The organism is Pigmentiphaga sp. NML080357 (assembly GCF_002188465.1).
GTDB lineage: Bacteria > Pseudomonadota > Gammaproteobacteria > Burkholderiales > Burkholderiaceae_B > Pigmentiphaga.
Window position 1 is genome coordinate 1 of record NZ_NINW01000037.1, and the last position, 16,726, is coordinate 16,726.

Annotated in this window: 10 protein-coding genes; 6 read left to right on the plus strand and 4 right to left on the minus strand. The window is 68.3% G+C overall.

Annotation, left to right across the window (positions count from 1 at the left end; genetic code table 11):
• The first annotated feature begins 160 nt into the window (after window positions 1–160).
• From bcsQ to CDO44_RS15240, 5 genes are read left to right on the plus strand one after another with little or no spacing between them, the layout of a single operon-like run.
• Window positions 161–934, plus strand: coding sequence for a cellulose biosynthesis protein BcsQ (gene bcsQ, locus CDO44_RS15220; RefSeq protein WP_087781058.1), 774 nt, complete (start codon window positions 161–163; stop codon window positions 932–934).
• The gene (gene bcsA / locus CDO44_RS15225) at window positions 931–3,135 is read left to right on the plus strand and encodes a UDP-forming cellulose synthase catalytic subunit (RefSeq protein ID WP_087781059.1); all 2,205 of its coding nucleotides are present in this window, start codon (window positions 931–933) and stop codon (window positions 3,133–3,135) included. Before bcsQ ends, bcsA begins: the two co-directional genes overlap by 4 nt.
• Entirely contained in the window at window positions 3,132–5,441 is a 2,310-nt protein-coding gene (bcsB, locus tag CDO44_RS15230; RefSeq protein ID WP_087781060.1) for a cellulose biosynthesis cyclic di-GMP-binding regulatory protein BcsB, read from the plus strand. The genes bcsA and bcsB overlap by 4 nt, the downstream gene beginning before the upstream one ends.
• 4 nt (window positions 5,442–5,445) lie before the next feature.
• Window positions 5,446–6,684, plus strand: a complete 1,239-nt coding sequence (bcsZ, locus tag CDO44_RS15235) for a cellulose synthase complex periplasmic endoglucanase BcsZ (protein WP_369824681.1) — start codon at window positions 5,446–5,448, stop codon at window positions 6,682–6,684.
• The gene (locus CDO44_RS15240; RefSeq protein ID WP_087781062.1) at window positions 6,660–11,183 is read left to right on the plus strand and encodes a cellulose biosynthesis protein BcsC; all 4,524 of its coding nucleotides are present in this window, start codon (window positions 6,660–6,662) and stop codon (window positions 11,181–11,183) included. Before bcsZ ends, CDO44_RS15240 begins: the two co-directional genes overlap by 25 nt.
• Before the next feature lie 144 nt (window positions 11,184–11,327).
• On the opposite strand, the gene CDO44_RS15245 is transcribed toward CDO44_RS15240, so the two are convergent.
• Window positions 11,328–12,893: a hypothetical protein gene (locus CDO44_RS15245; protein WP_087781063.1), complete on the minus strand. Its 1,566-nt coding sequence runs from the start codon at window positions 12,891–12,893 to the stop codon at window positions 11,328–11,330.
• 209 nt (window positions 12,894–13,102) lie between these two features.
• On the opposite strand from CDO44_RS15245, the gene moaA reads away from it, so the two are divergent.
• Window positions 13,103–14,206, plus strand: coding sequence for a GTP 3',8-cyclase MoaA (gene moaA, locus CDO44_RS15250; RefSeq protein WP_087781064.1), 1,104 nt, complete (start codon window positions 13,103–13,105; stop codon window positions 14,204–14,206).
• A 75-nt stretch (window positions 14,207–14,281) separates the two neighbouring features.
• Here moaA and CDO44_RS15255 read toward each other — a convergent pair whose 3' ends face one another.
• From CDO44_RS15255 to trpA, 3 genes are all read right to left on the minus strand, one after another.
• On the minus strand, window positions 14,282–14,818 hold the full coding sequence (locus CDO44_RS15255; RefSeq protein WP_087781065.1) for an acyloxyacyl hydrolase: 537 nt from the start codon (window positions 14,816–14,818) through the stop codon (window positions 14,282–14,284).
• A gap of 162 nt (window positions 14,819–14,980) precedes the next feature.
• A complete protein-coding gene (gene accD, locus CDO44_RS15260; RefSeq protein ID WP_087781066.1) occupies window positions 14,981–15,850 on the minus strand; it encodes an acetyl-CoA carboxylase, carboxyltransferase subunit beta in 870 nt (289 codons plus the stop codon).
• Entirely contained in the window at window positions 15,847–16,722 is an 876-nt protein-coding gene (gene trpA, locus CDO44_RS15265) for a tryptophan synthase subunit alpha (protein ID WP_087781067.1), read from the minus strand. The genes accD and trpA overlap by 4 nt, the downstream gene beginning before the upstream one ends.
• Window positions 16,723–16,726: the final 4 nt, after the last annotated feature.

Here is a 16,726-nt window from a genome sequence, read left to right on the forward strand (position 1 = left end):
CGCTGCCGGCCCCCTCCGACGGGCCGGCAGCGGCGCCGGTTGCTCGCGCCGCCGATACCGGGCTCCATGCCGTCTTCGCCCGGCTGGCCCAGCCGGCTCCTGCCGCGCCGGCGCCGGCAGAAGACAAGAACGCCTCCCTCCTCCAGCGGTTGAATCGATTGTGAAGATCATTGCTGTTGTCTCCGCCAAGGGCGGTGTCGGCAAGACCACGGTCACCGCCAACCTGAGCACGGCGCTCAGGCGCGAAGGCCGCAACGTCCTGACCGTCGACCTCGACCCGCAAAACGCCCTGCACCTGCATTTCGGCGGCGATCCCCAGCGCATCGCCGGCACTTCCCGCGCCACGCTGGCCGGCGAAGACTGGCGCGACGTCGGTTTCGTCAGCCCCACGGGCGTCGTCGTAATGCCATACGGCGCGGTCAACGAGGACGACCGCCGGGCGTTCGAGAACCGCCTGGAAAGCCGTCCCCGCTGGCTGGCCGACAATCTGCGGGCGCTGGACCTGGGCCCGGACGATATCGTCGTGGTGGACACCCCGCCGGGCCCGTCGATCTACATGCGGACCGCGCTCTCGGCCGCCAACCTGGCGCTGATCGTCACCTTGCCGGATGCGGCGTCATACGCCACGTTGCCGATGATGGAAGGCCTGGTGCAGACCTATTGCATCCCGCGGCCCGACTTCATCGATCACGCTTTCGTGATCAACCAGGTGGACAATTCCCGGCTGCTGGCGCGCGACGTTTCGCAGATCATGCGCGCGGATTTCGGCGAGCGCATCGTCGGGATCATCCACCAGGACCAGTCCGTCTGCGAAGCGCTGGCTTTCAATCAAAGCGTGCTGGACTACGACCCGCGTTGCCAGGCAACGCAAGATTATCTGGCCTGCGCGCGCAGCGTCGCGGCGGCCTTGAGCGCATTCGGACCCGCCTCGTGACAGACGCCCCTCCCCCCCGGCATTCGGCATCCCGCACACTGGACCGCTGGAGCGACCGCGTGACCCAGTGGAAAGCGTGGCATCATCCCGTCGCGCGGCTGGCGATCGTCGTCCTGGGCGCCCTGCTGTTCGCGCTCGCCATCACCGTCCCGCTGGAACTGGAACAGCAAATCGTCTTCGCCGTCGCCTGCTTCGGGCTGGCGCTCGCGCTCAATACGGCGGCGGGCCGCCTCGCGACCCTGGCGATGATGGTCCTGTCGATCACGGCCTCGCTGCGCTACATGTACTGGCGCCTGACCTCCACGCTGGGCTTCGAGAATTTCATCGACGCGTTCTTCGGTTTCGGGCTGGTGCTGGCCGAGTTCTATGCGCTGCTGGTCCTGCTCCTGGGCTATTTCCAGACCGCCTGGCCGCTGGGACGCAAGCCTGCGCCGATGCCCCCCGACCCCGCCCTGTGGCCGGCGGTGGACATCTTCATCCCGACCTACAACGAGCCGCTCGACGTAGTCCGGCAGACTGTCTACAGCGCGGTGGGCATGGACTGGCCCGCAGACAAGTTCAAGGTATTCGTGCTCGACGACGGCCGCCGGCCGGAGTTCAAGGCATTCTGCGAGGAAGTGGGGGTCGGCTACATCACGCGCGACAACAATTCCCACGCCAAGGCCGGCAACATCAACCACGCGCTGACGCTCACCGATGGCGAGTACGTCGCCATTTTCGACTGCGATCACATACCGACGCGCTCGTTCCTGCAGATCTGCATGGGGTGGTTCCTGCGGGACCCGAAGCTGGCAATGCTGCAGACGCCGCACTATTTCTTCTCGCCGGACCCATTCGAGAAGAACCTCAACACGTTCCAGGTCGTCCCCAACGAAGGCGAGCTCTTCTACGGCCTGGTGCAGGACGGCAACGATCTCTGGAATGCCACGTTCTTCTGCGGATCCTGCGCCATGATGCGCCGCGCGCCGCTGCTCGAGGTGGGCGGCGTGGCCGTGGAGACCGTGACCGAGGACGTGCACACCGCCCTCAAGATGAACCGCGCGGGCTACAACACCGCCTATCTCGCTATCCCCCAGGCGGCCGGGCTCGCCACAGAAAGCCTGTCGGGCCACATCGGCCAGCGCGTGCGCTGGGCACGCGGCATGGCGCAGATATGCCGGCTCGACAACCCGCTGTTCGGACCCGGGCTGAGCCTCGGGCAGCGCCTGTGCTATCTGAACGCGATGATGCACTTCTTCTACGGCCTGCCGCGGCTGGTGTTCCTGACCGCCCCGCTGGCCTACCTGCTGCTCGATGCCCATGTCTTCCAGGCGACCGCATTCCTGATCGCCGCGTACGCGTTGCCGCACCTGTTCCACGCCTCGGTGACGAATTCGCGCATACAGGGCCGGTTCCGCCACTCGTTCTGGAACGAGGTGTATGAATCCGTGCTGGCCTGGTACATCCTGCGCCCCACGCTGGTCGCCTTCATCAACCCCAAGGGCGGCAAGTTCAACGTGACGGCCAAGGGCGGCATCACGGAGCAAGGCTTCTTCGACTGGGACATGGCCCGCCCCTACCTCGTGCTGCTGACGTTGAACCTGTTCGGCGTGGCCGTGGGCGTGAGCAGGCTGATCCTGCAGGAATCGCCGGACACGGCCACGCTGCTGATCAACCTCGCCTGGACCGGGTACAACGTGATCATGACGGGCGCTGCGGTCGCCGTGGCAAGCGAAACCCGCCAGGTGCGCCGTTCGCCCCGGGTGAGCACCAGGCTGCCCGCCAGCCTGACCTTCGCCAACGGCAAGACGCTGGCTTGCGAGACCATCGACTTCTCGCAGACCGGCCTGGGCCTGCGCGTTCCCGCCGAGGCCGAGATCCCCATGAGCGAGCCGATGCACGTCTCGCTGTACCGCGGCCAGGAAGAAGGCGTGTTTCCCGCCACCGCCGCGTTCCGCCGCGGCGAACACCTCGGCCTGCAGTTCCAGGGGCTCAACGTGCAGCAGGAAGTCGAACTGGCGCAAATGACATTCGCGTGCGCCGACAACTGGGCCAACGTCTGGGGCCAGCGGCAGCGCGACTCGCTGCCCCACGCCTTCGCCTCGGTGCTAAGGATCTCCATGAAAGGCTTCGGCGAATTGGCGCGCAGCGTGGCCCGGCTGGCCATTCCTTCACGGCGCGCCCGCGCCGTTCAATCCACTCTCGATATGAGGGATCAATGATCTCGAGGTCTGCCCTTAGGAAATTCGCTGCGGCGGCGCGGGTGCGCACGCTGCCCGCCCTGATAGCCGGCGTGCTCGCCTGCGGCCCGAACGGCCTGTCCTTCGCCGCCCAGGCCCCCGCCCAGACAGGCGCGGGGGCGCCCAACGCCAAGCCGGCCGCGGCGGGCGCGACCCGTACCTACACCTACACGCTCAAGCAGCTCGGCGCGCTGTATCCGCTGCAGCTGCGCGGCATCGACGGCATCTACGGCGTTCCTTTCAGCGTGCGGGCCGACGAGGTCGTGACCGGCGCAACCCTGCGCCTGTCCTATGCCTATTCCCCGGCCCTGCTGCCGGTGCTCTCGCATATCAACGTCCTGGTCAACGGCGAGGTCTCCTCCTCCATTCCCGTGACCCGGGAACAAGGCGGCATGAATCTTACCCGGGAGATCGCCATTCCGCCCCGGCTGATCACCGAGTTCAACCGGCTGAACCTGCAGTTGATCGGGCACTACACGATGGAGTGCGAGGATCCCGCCCACTCCAGCCTGTGGACCAACGTCAGCAACGCCAGCGTGCTGGAATTGACGGTCACCCGCATCGCGCTGGAGAACGACCTGGCGCTGCTGCCCCAGCCGTTCTTCGACCGCCGCGACATCCGTCCGCTGAACCTGCCCTTCATCTTCCCCGCCACGCCGAGCAACGGCGCGCTGGAAGCCGCGGGCGTGCTGTCGTCGTGGTTCGGCGCGCTGGCCAGCTACCGCGGCGCCACGTTCCCCGTCGCCCAGAACGCCATTCCCGAAAGCGGCAATGCGGTGATCCTGGCCACGGGCAACGAGCGCGTCGCGGGCATAGAGTGGCCCCAGATCCAGGGCCCCACCGTGGCGGTGACAACCAATCCCCGTGATCCCTACGGCAAGCTGTTGCTCGTGCTCGGCCGCGACGCCGCCGAATTGAAAACCGCTGCCACCGCGCTCACCGTGGGAGCGCCCACGCTGTCGGGCCAGGTCGCCACCATTACCAACATCGAACAGCTCAAGCCTCGCCAACCCTACGACGCGCCCAACTGGCTGCGCGCCGACCGGCCGGTCAAGTTCGGCGAACTGGCCGACACGGCGGCGCTGAACGTGTCCGGCTATTCGCCCGACCTGATACGGGTCAATTTCCGCATGCCGCCCGACCTGTTCGCCTGGCGCGACAAGGGCATTCCGGTCGACCTGCGGTATCGCTACACGCCGCGCGCCGAGCCGGACAAGTCCACGCTCAACATCAACATCAACGAACGCTTCCTGCGTTCGGAACCGCTGCGCGCGATCCGCCACGACGCCACCACCCACGTGGACCGGCTGCTGAACAAGGTGCTGCCGGACGGCACCGTCCCGGCCCGGACGAAGTTCCAGATCCCGCTGTTCATGCTGCCCGCGCAGACGCAGATGCAGTTCCACTACTACTATGACTACATCAAGCAGGGCGAATGCAAGGACGTGGTCCTCGATAACGTGCGGGGCACGATAGAGCCCGACTCGACGATCGATATCTCGCACTTCTCGCACTTCATTGCGATGCCGGACCTGGCCGCCTTCAGCAACAGCGGCTTCCCGTTCACCCGGATGGCGGACCTGTCCGACACGGCGGTGGTGCTGCCGGATTCCCCCACGCCTGCCGACTACTCGACCTACCTCACGGTACTCGGGCGCATGGGCGACTCCACCGGCTACCCCGCCACCGGCGTGACCGTCACGCAGGCGCAGCGGGTGGAGACGGTGTCCGGCAAGGACCTGCTCGTGATCGCCTCCGGCGGCCGCCAGCCGCTGTTGAACCAATGGGCGAAACACATGCCGGTAAGCCTGGACGGCAACGCCAAGCGTTTCTCGCTTTCCGACAAGGTGTACCAGCTGTTTACGTGGTGGGACACCGATGCGCGCACCAACGTCAAGCCCACGCGGCAGGAGCTGGCCTTCAACAGCGCCAGCACCGACGCGGTCATCGCCGGCTTCGAGTCTCCGCTCGCGAGCGGACGCAGCGTGGTGCTGATCTCGGCCAACCAGGCCGCCGGCCTGCACGACGCGGTGCGGGCCATGCTCGACCCGGACCTGGTCAAGCGCATACAAGGCAGCGCGGTCGTGGTCCGCAACAAGCAGGTCGACAGCCTGACGGCCGATCAGACCTATTTCGTCGGATCGCTCAACCCGCTGCTCTACGTCCAGTGGTTCCTGTCCAATCACCCGCTGCTGCTGGCGCTGCTGGGCATCGTCGCCGCGCTGCTGCTGGCCGTGATCCTGTACCTGTCGCTGCGTGCCCGGGCCCGGCGGCGGCTGGCGCTCTGAGGCGATGATGCCCACGCCCGCGTCCGGCTTCCAGCGTAACTCGTCCGCCAGGTCCGGCCGAGGGGCCGGCACGCGGCTGGCGCGCTGGGCAGCGGCCCTGGCGCTGGCGCTGCCCGCGGCCGCCTCCGCCGCGTCGTGCCCGCCTATCGCGTGGCCGCTGTGGCAAGACTTTCAGCGGCGTTTCATGCAAGCCGACGGCCGGGTCATCGACCCCAGCGTGCCGCAGCAGCATTCCACGTCCGAGGGCCAGTCGTACGCCATGTTCTTCGCGCTGGTCGCCAACGACCCGGCCGCCTTCGAGCGCGCCTGGCGCTGGAGCGTGGACAACCTCGCGCAGGGCGATGCGGCCGGCCGCCTGCCCGCATGGCAATGGGGCCGGCGCGAGGATGGCACCTGGGGCCTGCTCGACGCCAACGCGGCGTCCGACGCCGATCTCTGGTTCGCCTACGCGCTGGCCGAAGCAGCCCGGTTATGGAAACGCCCGGACTATGCGCGCGACGCGCGCGCGCTCCTGGCGCGCATCGCGGCCGACGAAGTGGCGGAGCTGCCCGGGCTGGGCAAGATGCTGCTGCCCGGCCCGGCCGGCTTCGAACTTGCCGGTCCCCTCTGGCGCCTGAATCCGAGCTATCTGCCGCTGCCCGTGCTGCGCCGGCTTGCACAGTTCGATCAGGGCGGGCCATGGCGCGCCATCGCCGCCAACACCGTGAAAATGGTCGAGGCGGTCTCGCCCAAAGGGTTCGTCGCGGACTGGGTGGCCTACCAGGCTCCCGCCGGCGCGCCGCCTGCCTTCGCGCCCGACCCGGAAAAAGGCGCCGTCGGGAGCTATGACGCCATCCGCAACTATCTATGGGCGGGCATGACCGCGCCGGCCGATGCGGCGGCCCGGCCGATGCTGCGCACGCTGTCGGGCATGGAGGGCGCGATCGCGGAAGGCGTGCCCCCGGAATCGGTCGACGCGGCCACCGGGGCCGTCAAGGGCCAGGGTCCCGTGGGGTTTTCCGCGGCGCTGCTACCCTATCTGGCCGCGCGCGGCGCGAAGGAAGAGCTGGAACGCCAGCGCGCCCGGGTGCGCGCGCAGTTGCCCGCCGCCCCGCACGCGCCGCCCGAGCAGGCGCCGCGCTACTACGATTATGTCCTGGGCCTGTTCGGAACGGGCTGGGACGAACAACGATATCGATTCCTGTCAGCGGGAACACTCAAGTTGAGCTGGGAGAAGGCATGTCCGCACGCCGCAACACGGTAGTCCTGGGGCTACTGGCTGCACTCATCCACGGTGGCGCACTCGCCCAAGGCGATCCGGTCAAGGTACTGGTCGAGCAGGGGCGCTACTGGCAATCGCGCGGCAATGGCGAACGCGCGGCCGAGGCCTGGCAGAAGCTGCTCAAGCTCGCCCCCAACCATCCCGACGCGCTGTATGGCCTGGCACAGGTGGAACTGGACGCGGGGCGGTCCGAGAATGCCCGCGGCTACCTTGCACAGCTCAAGCGCACGCGTCCCGACAGCCCGCTGATCGCCCGCCTCGAGCAGGCCATCAATCTCGGTGGCAGCAGCCGCGTGCTGCAGCAGGCGCGCGAGCAGGCACGCAGCGGCCAGACCGCCGAAGCGCTCGCCACGTACCAGACGGCGCTGGGTGGCAAGGCTCCCGAAGGGCCCCTGGCACTGGAGTACTACCAGACCCTGGGCGGCACGCCGCAGGGCTGGGAAGAGGCTCGCCGCGGCCTGCAGAAGCTCGCCAGCGAATCGCCCAACGATCCCCAGATCGCGCTGGCGCTCGCCCAGCACCTGACGTACCGCGAAGCCACCCGGCGCGAAGGCATCCAGCAGCTCGCCGCGCTGTCCAAGCGGCCGGACGTGGGCAAGGCGGCCAGCGACAGCTGGCGCAAGGCGCTGGCCTGGGCCGGAACACGGCCCGCCGACGCGCCCCTGTATCGCGCCTACCTCGAAGCGCATCCGGACGACGTGGGCGTCAAGACCAAGCTGGAGGAAATCGAACGCCAGCAGCGCGAAGGCCGCCAGGCCTCGGCGGCCTCGGCCGACCCGTTGCGCCAGCGAGCCGCCGCGGGTTTCCAGGCTCTCGACGAGGGCGACCTGGCCAAGGCCGAGAGCGACTTCCAGGCCGTGCTGGCGGCTCGCCCCGGCGACGGCGACGCGCTCGGCGGCCTCGGCATCCTGCGCCTGCGGCAAGAGAACTTCGGGCAGGCCAAAGATCTGCTCGAGCGCGCCTCGCGCCAGGGATCGGCCTCGCGCTGGCGCTCGGCGCTCAATAGCGCCACCTACTGGAGCCTGGTCGAACAGGCGCGCGGCGCCCGCGCCGGGGGCAATCTCGACGGCGCCCGCCGCACGCTCGAGCAGGCCGTCAAGCTCGATCCTGCCGAACCCACGGCGCAAAACAGCCTCGGCGATGTACTGGCGGAAAGCGGACAGCTCGACGCGGCCGAGGCTGCCTATCGCCGCGTATTGGCGCGCCAGCCGGACAACCCGGATGCCCTGCGCGGCCTGGTCGGCGTGATGGCGCAGAACAACAAGCCCGACCAGGCTCTCGCGCTGGTCGAAAAACTCACGCCGCAGCAGCAGGAAAAGATCGGCGAACTCGGCCGCTTGCGCGCCGCCCAGGCGGTCGGGGCGGCCAAGGCCGCGGCCCAGCGCGGCGACGATGCCGGCGCTCGCGTAGCGCTCGAAGACGCGTTGCTGAACGATCCCAATAGCCCGTGGATACGGCTGGACCTGGCCCGCCTGTACATGAAGATGGGCGCCTACAACGACGCCCGCGGCGTCATGGATGGGCTGCTGATCTCCAATCCCAACCTGCCCGACGCCCAGTACGCCAGCGCCCTGCTGGCCTCCGAAATGCAGGATTGGCGCGGCGCCCTCAATACGCTCGACAACATCCCGCAGCAGAACCGCACGCGCGAGATGGCCGCGCTGCAGAAGCGGGCCTGGGTACATGTGCAGGCGGCCGACGCGGGCGAGCTGGCCCGGCAGGGGCGCAGGCAGGAAGCCGCCGCCCTGCTGGCCCAGGCCGAACCCTACGCGGGCCAGGATCCCGAACTGCTCGGCGCCATCGCGGTGGCCTATACCGACATCGGCGATACCGGCCGCGCGCTCAACATGATGCGCCAGCTGCTGGCGCGCACCACCCGTCCCGATGCCGGCATGCGGCTCCAATATGCCGCCATCCTGCTGCGCACGCGCCAGGACGTCGAACTCGCCGGCATCCTGCGCCAGCTCCAGTCCGAACCCATGAGCGCGGCCGAGCGCAAGAGCTACGACGACATACGCGTGGCCTACATCGTGCGCCAGGCGGATGCGCTGCGCACCTCGGGCGATCTCGTCATGGCTTACGACACGCTGGCCCCGCTGCTGGCCGAGCGCCCCGACGACCAGCAAGTCGTCGGCGCCCTGGCCCGCATGTATGCGGACGCGCGCGACTACCAGCAGGCGCTGGGTCTCTACAACCGGCTGCTGGAGAAAGACCCGCGCAACCTCGAGACCATGATCGCGGCCGCTTCCATGGCCATTTCGGCCAAGGAATACGGCTATGCCGAAAACGTCATCGACAACGCCTTGCGCCAAGCACCCCAGAATCCCGAGGTGCTGACGGCCGCCGGGCGGCTCTACCGCGCGCAGGGTAAGTCCAGCAAGGCGTCGCAATACTTCGCCGCGGCCGTCGAGGCCGAGAATCGACAGCGCGGCATCGCGCCCGGCTACGTCGCGAGCGGCCAGCCCGGCATGGCGCCCGCTCGCTCGGCCAATCCCTTCGTCGGCCTGCCCGGCCAGCGCTCGAACTCCACGCTGGCCCCCCACCCCGTCGCGCCGGCGCTTCCGTATGGCGGCGCCGCGCCCGTGCCCATGGCGGCGGCAGGCGGCTATGCGCCCGCCTACCCTGCCACGCTGCCGCAAGCCCCCGCGCAAGCGGCATACGGCGGCGCGGCATCCGGCTACGGCGCCTCGCAGCCGTACATTCCTCCTCCTGCCGGCGCCTACCGGTTCCCGTCCCAGCCGGTCCAATTGGCCTCCGCTTCCGGCTATACGCCCTATGGCACGCCCGCCGCGATCGACAACGGCCCGCCCACCCCGACGGACTACCTGGCGCAGGAAAACGCCGCCCAGCCCGCCGCCGGCACCCGCGCACCGGCAGGCAACGCGAGCCAACGCGGCAGTTCGGCCGCCGCTCGTCCGGGCACGGCGGCCGCGGCCTCCCGGCGCGGCGCGACGGGCACCGCTCCGGCGCAATCAAGCTCGAACAGTGCACGCGCCGCGGCGCCGAGCGGCAACGCCGCCTCGCCCCATGCGAACGCCATGCCGCCGGCCGCCTATCCGGGCGCCGTCCCGTATGGCGCCGGTTCCGCCCAGGCCCCCGCCTATGTGCCGGCTCCCGTGCAGCCGGCCCCGCTTGGCGCCTCCTATTACGCCCCCCCGGCCGTCGCGCAAAACGTCCAACCGGCCTACGGCGCCTATCCGGGCCAATTGCCTGCGGCCCAGGCGCGCCCCTGGGATCCCGCCGCCGCGCAGGCCGACCGGCCGCGCACCGCGCTCGACGAGCTCAACGAGATCCAGCAGGCGCGCAGCCCCGCGCTGACGGTCGGCGGTACGGTCAGGACCCGCGACGGCGAGGAAGGCCTGGGCCAGCTGACCGACATCCAGGCGCCCGTCGAGTACCGTTTCCCGGTGGGCGACGGCAAGCTGGCGCTTCGCGCCACGCCCGTCTCGCTCGACGCCGGCACGCCAGGCAGTTCATATGACGCTTCGAGCCGCTTCGGCGGCGGGCCGGCCGCCGCGCTCCAGCAGGCGGCCGGGTCCACGGGCGGCGCGGGCTCGCAAAGCCAGTCCGGCGTCGGCCTGGCCGTGGCCTACGAGTCGGAGCGAGTGCAGGCGGACCTGGGCACCACGCCGCTGGGCTTTCGCTACACCGATATCAACGCGGGCCTCAAATTCAAGGGACCGATTTCCAGCGAAGTGTCCTACGCGATCGACCTGTCGCGGCGCCCGGTCACCGACAGCCTGCTGTCGTTCGCCGGCGCCCGAGACTCGCGCACGGGACAGGCCTGGGGCGGCGTCTCGGCCACCGGCGGACGCCTCGAGCTGACCTGGGACAACGGCGACTACGGCATCTACGGCTACGGCGCGTTCCACTCGCTCAACGGTACCAACGTCGCCTCGAACACCCGCGTCGAGGGCGGCGGCGGCCTGTATTGGCGCCTGCTCCGCTCGCCCGATTCCGAGTTGACCGCGGGCGTCAATTTCACCGGCATCGGCTACGACAAGAACCTGCGCTATTTCACCTACGGCCACGGCGGCTACTTCAGCCCGCAGCAATTCTTCGCCGCCAGCGTGCCCGTCTCGTGGACGCAGCGCAGCGGCAAACTGTCCTACCAGGTCAAGGGTTCGTTGGGGGTGCAACGCTTCAAGGAAGACTCGGCGCCGTACTTCCCCACCAGCGGCTCGCTGCAGTCCGCCGCGCAGCAGGCCGCCATCGACGCCGCCGCCTTCGGCCTGACGTCGAACACCAGCGGCGCCTTCTATCCGGGCCAGACCAAGACCGGCCTGGGCTACAGCCTGGCCGCCGCCATGGAGTACCAGATCGCCCCCCAGTTGACGCTGGGCGGACAACTGGCGATGGACAATGCGCGCGACTATCGGCAACTGATGGGAGGCGTCTATCTGCGCTACGCGTTCCAGCCTTACAGCGGCCCGGCCGCGTACCCGCTCACGCCGTATCGGTCGCTGTATCCGAGCAACTGAGAGTGTCGGCCATGGCCGCCCCCGGTCTGGGCAGCATGCCGGTACGCAATCCGCGCAATGAGAAAAGCCCGCTTCGAGACCGAAGCGGGCTTTTTTCTCTTGCCGGAAGAATATCGGGAGCGAGCTCCGCGACGCTGGCTCGCGCTACGGCGTTGCCGGCACGAACCCCAGCTTCGCCACCCTCGCGAACCGCTGCGTGCTGCTGGTCAACGTTCCCAGCGTAAAGATCCACAAGCCCTTTGCCGTGGCGGCCCCGGTATCGTAGTCCGCTATCGCGACGCCGTCCTCGCTTCCCGCGCAAGCCGCGCCGGTGAAGATCAGCTTGACCTGGTACAGGTTCTGCGTGCTGATGCCCGGATAAGGGCCGAGGCGGCTTACCGGTCCGCCGTCGGTCGAGGCATCCACGATCTTGCAGGCGTCGCGGGTGCCGCTCAGGATACCGTCGGCGCCCACGCTGACGGTCATCGCGGGCGTATCGAAGGAAGCCGTCTGGTATGACCGGCCGGCCACCGCGGAGAGCTTGGCCGGGTTGGCGCTATAGACGTCGCTACGATTCAACGAGAATTCCGTCACGGCATCGCCAGAAGCCGGATCGGCGAAACTTGCCGTGAACGTGTTGCCTATTACGGTCCCGCTCAACGACGTCGTGGTGCTCGTGCCTTGCGAACTATAGAAGGTCGCGGCGTCGTCCACCATCCTGCTGTTGCTGCCAGCGGCCCGGGCCAGGAGGCCGCTCAACACGTCATAGCCGCCGCCATTGCGCCGATATAAAAAGTAGTACCCGTCCGGCGTCACCACGCCCTCGAAACCGCCGCGGGCTGCGGTCCAATAGCCCTCGGCGAATTGCGGCGTGCCGGGGTCGGGCGGTTCGGTGCTGGTATCCGCGGTGCCGCGGAGGATGAACGTATTCAACGCCTGCGGATTGGAATCGGCCGTGAATACCCAGATGCCCGTCTTGGCTCCCGTCGAACCGTATTCGAGCACGGCCCAGCCGGTCTGCGTCGACCCGGGCCGGGAGCACGAATCTCCCGACAGGCTGAGAACGATGCCGTACACGCCGCGAGCAGGATTCGGCGTGGAAACGCTTCCGGTGAGCTTGCAGCCGCCGTTGTTGCCCGTCAGCCGGCCGGCTGCGTCCACGGTCATGCTCCAGCCCCCGCCGAACGCGCCGCCACCGCTGTAGCTGCCCGCCATGGCCTGCAGCGATGAAGCATGCATGTAGAGATCGGGCCGGTATTCCAGCGTGAACGGAACCAGCGTGGTGCCGGACGCCGCGGCCGCCGTGCCTGTCGGGTTGCTGTAGTTGCCGCTGATGCGGGCATTCGGGCTTTCGGCCGTCGCCGCGCCCGTCACGGTTCCCGAAACGGTGATGTTCGATGCGAACTTTCCGTCCTGCGTCGAATAATAGGTCGCATTGCTTGCGCGCAGCATTGCCACGTTGACGGACAAATCGCCGTAGAGTCCATCGTAGCCCCTGCTGCTGCTGGCATAGCGCGCGAAATAGAAGCTGCCTCCCTTGCCGTCGAGGCCCCCGTCGATCACGCCGATGAAATCCCGCTGCGCCCCCAGCGGCCCCGCCTTGCCGGTATAGATGCCCGCCGGGTACTGCTGCACGGCGGGAGCCGTCCCGCCGTCCCCCGAATCCCCGCCTCCGCATGCGCTGAGCACCATCGCCACGCCGGCCCACACCAGGCTCGATCTCAGATTCATTTTCTTCCCTTGCAAGAACGCTCCCCCAGGAGCCGCCATGTCGAGCATTGTAGCCGCGCCCCTCCACGTATTGCGGCATCGCCGAACCGGCCCAAGCCTAAACCTTTGCAATCGAGCCGCCAGGCACGCGGCGCTTGCCGCCGCGCTCCATGGAGTAGTATTACAAGTGAGGCCGCCCGTGCCGGCCCGCTTTCGCCTTGATATCCGCCGTGACCGCCAAGACCATCCTGCTCACCGACCATCGCAGCCGCCGCCCCGCCCCCGTCGTGCCGGGCGTGCCCATCGCGCCGTCCGGCCGGCTGGCGGACACGCGCGGGCGGCCGCTGCACGACTTGCGCATCTCGGTCACGGACCGCTGCAACTTCCGCTGCGTGTACTGCATGCCGAAGGAAGTCTTCGGCAAGGACTACCCCTACCTGCCGCACGACGCCCTGCTCAGCTTCGAGGAAATCGTCAGGCTGGCGCGCCTGTTCGTCGCGCACGGCGTCGAGAAGATCCGGCTCACCGGCGGCGAACCGCTGCTGCGCAAGAACATCGAAGCCTTGATTGCCCAGCTGGCCGAGTTGCGCACACCGGCCGGCCAGCCGCTCGACCTGACGCTCACCACCAATGCCTCGCTGCTGGCGCGCAAGGCCCGGGCCCTGGCCGATGCGGGGCTGCGGCGCGTCACCGTCAGCCTCGATGCGCTGGACGACACGGTCTTTCGCCGCATGAACGACGTCGACTTCCCCGTGGCCGACGTCCTGCGCGGCATCGACGCCGCGGCCGAAGCCGGCCTGGGGCCGATCAAGGTCAACATGGTGGTCAAGAAGGGAGTCAACGACGACCAGATCGAATCCATGGCCGAGTACTTCCGCCATTCCGGCCATACGCTGCGTTTCATCGAATATATGGACGTGGGCGCCTCCAACGGCTGGAAGATGGACGAAGTCCTGCCTTCTGCCGACGTGCTGCGCCGCATCGGCGCCCGCTGGCCCCTGGAAACGCTGCAGCCGCACTACGCCGGGGAGGTGGCCCAGCGCTGGCGCTATCGCGACGGCGCGGGCGAGATCGGCGTCATCTCCAGCGTCACGCAGGCCTTCTGTTCATCCTGTACCCGCGCCCGGCTCTCGACCGAAGGCCAGTTGTACCTGTGCCTGTTCGCCGACCAGGGCTACGACCTGCGCGCCCTGCTGCGCGGCGGCGCCAGCGACGCCGATCTCGCCACCGCCATCGCCCACATCTGGCATGGCCGCACCGACAATTACTCCGAACGCCGCTCCGCCGACACCCCGCGGGCCGGCCGGATCGAGATGAGCTATATCGGGGGGTAGCAAGCCCCCCCTACGCGCTTACGCGCGAGGGAAGCCCACCCCCTTGCGGCCTTCGGCCGCTAGGGGCGGGCCTCATCAGAAGGCCATGGCGAAGTTGAGCTGGACCTGGTTCAACCCTTGGTTGGGTTTCTTCATCCCGCCATTGGAGAAGTGCGAAACACGCACGCCCACACGCATGTTGTCGCTCAGCTTGAACCCCGCGCCGATGTGGTCACCGAACTGAAAGGTCGAGCTGATATCTTTATCGTGGAACTTCTTCTCGCTGACCAGCGTAGCTCCCACGCCGCCTTCGATATAGAAGCGCTCCGTCGGCCACCAGCGGAACATCGGGATCGCATTGAGCTGCCACATGTGACGGGCATATCCCGGCAGCGCGCTGGAAGTCCACCAATACGAACCGCCCAGCTCACCCACCAGCTCCAGGCGGGTCGAACCCAGCTTCAGATGCCACAGCGGCGAGGTCTCGTAATTGAGAGTGAGGCGGTGATTGCCGTCGATGACCCCGTACTGGGTACTCCAGCCGCCATTGGCGAAGCCGCCGGTCGGATCGGCGGCATGGGCCGGCATTGCGGCAAGAGGCAAAAGAACGGCGAGTAGGGCTATTTTTTTCATTTGATCTGCCTGGCTTTTATGGGCGGCGCGGAACCAGCCATGCCGCCGCGAAATGCAGCGATGCGGAGCGCGCCCTAGGGGAAAACCAGACTATAGCAGCTGCCTCGCCCGCCCTGCGGGTGTGGCGCGAGCGAGACATGCCCGCGCCATGCCGATGCAGCCTCAGGCTACCGCGTCGGCAGGCTGCTGCGTCAGCAACGCCAGCAAACGGGCGATTTCTTCGCGCATCTTGCGCCGATCGACGATCATGTCGATGGCGCCCTTCTCGAGCAGGAACTCGGCGCGCTGGAACCCTTCCGGCAGCTTCTCGCGCACGGTCTGCTCGATGACCCGGGGGCCGGCAAATCCGACCAGCGCCTTGGGCTCGGCGATCACCACGTCGCCCATGAAGGCGAAACTGGCCGACACGCCTCCCATGGTGGGATCGGACAACACGCTGATGAAAGGCAGCTTGCGCGAGGACAGCAACGTGAGCGCCGCCGTGGTCTTGGCCATTTGCATCAGCGACAGCAGGCCTTCCTGCATCCGCGCGCCGCCCGAGGCGGTCACGCAGATGAACGGCACCTTCTGCTCGATGGCCGCCTGCACACCGCGCACGAAGCGCTCGCCCACCACCGAGCCCATGGAGCCGCCCATGAACTCGAACTCGAAGCACGCGACGACCACCGGCAGCGTATGCATCGCGCCGCCCATGACCACCAGCGCGTCGGTCTCGCCGGTCTGCGCCATGGCGTCCTGCAGGCGGTCGGGGTACTTCTTGGTGTCCTTGAACTTGAGGCTATCGACCGGCAAGGTCCCGATGCCGATCTCGTAGCGGCCCTCGGCGTCGAGCAGCGCATCGATGCGCTGGCGGGCGCCGATGCGCATGTGATGCTCGCACTTGGGGCAGACGTTCAGGTTCTTGTCCAGGTCGTCGCGGTACAGCACCGATTCGCACGACGGGCACTTGACCCACAGCCCCTCCGGCACGCGGCGCGCGGAGCCGTCGGTGGTCTTGATGCGGGGAGGGAGCAGTTTTTCTATCCAGCTCATGCGGATTTCCTTGATTCATGGGTGGCCCCGCCCGGAGGCGGGGCATCGAGCGCCACCCGGATTGTACGCAACCACGCGCCGGCTGCGCGAGCGCAGATTTCAGGCAGTTGCCCGGGCCGGACGCCATCGGCGGCGGCTTCGATCTCCTGGATCAGGCGGCTCCCGATGACCACGGCATCGGCCACGGCGCCCAGGGCCTGCGCGCTGGCTGCGTCGCGGATGCCGAAGCCCACGCCCACCGGCAGCGAGACGAAGCGCCGGATATGCGCCAGCCGGCGGGACACGTCGTCCACGTCCAGGTGGCCGGCTCCTGTCACGCCCTTGAGCGACACGTAGTACACATAGCCGCGCGCGACCTGCGCCACCGCGCGGATACGCTCGTCCGTCGTGGTGGGCGCGAGCAGGAAGATCGGATCGATGCCGTGGCGCTCCAGCAGCGCCCCGAACTCGCCGGTTTCTTCGGGGGGGTAATCCACGACCAGGCAACCGTCCACGCCGGCCGCCTGCGCGGCGGCGGCGAACTCGGCCTGGCCCATGCGTTCGACCGGATTGGCATAACCCATGAGGACCACCGGCGTGCTGTCGTCGGCCTGGCGAAACGCCTTCACCATGGCCAGCACGTCGCGCAGGCCCACGCCCTGCTCGAGCGCATGCTGGCTGGAACGCTGGATGACGGGTCCGTCGGCCATGGGATCGGAAAACGGCACGCCCAGTTCGAGCACGTCGGCCCCGGCGGCCACCAGGGCATGCATGACGGGGACCGTCGTGGCCGGGCTGGGAAAGCCCGCGGTGACATAGGGAATCAGCGCGCTGGCGCGGCCGGCTGCCTGGCGGCGGGCAAAGGCCGCCGCGATACGGGAAGATGACGACATGGGG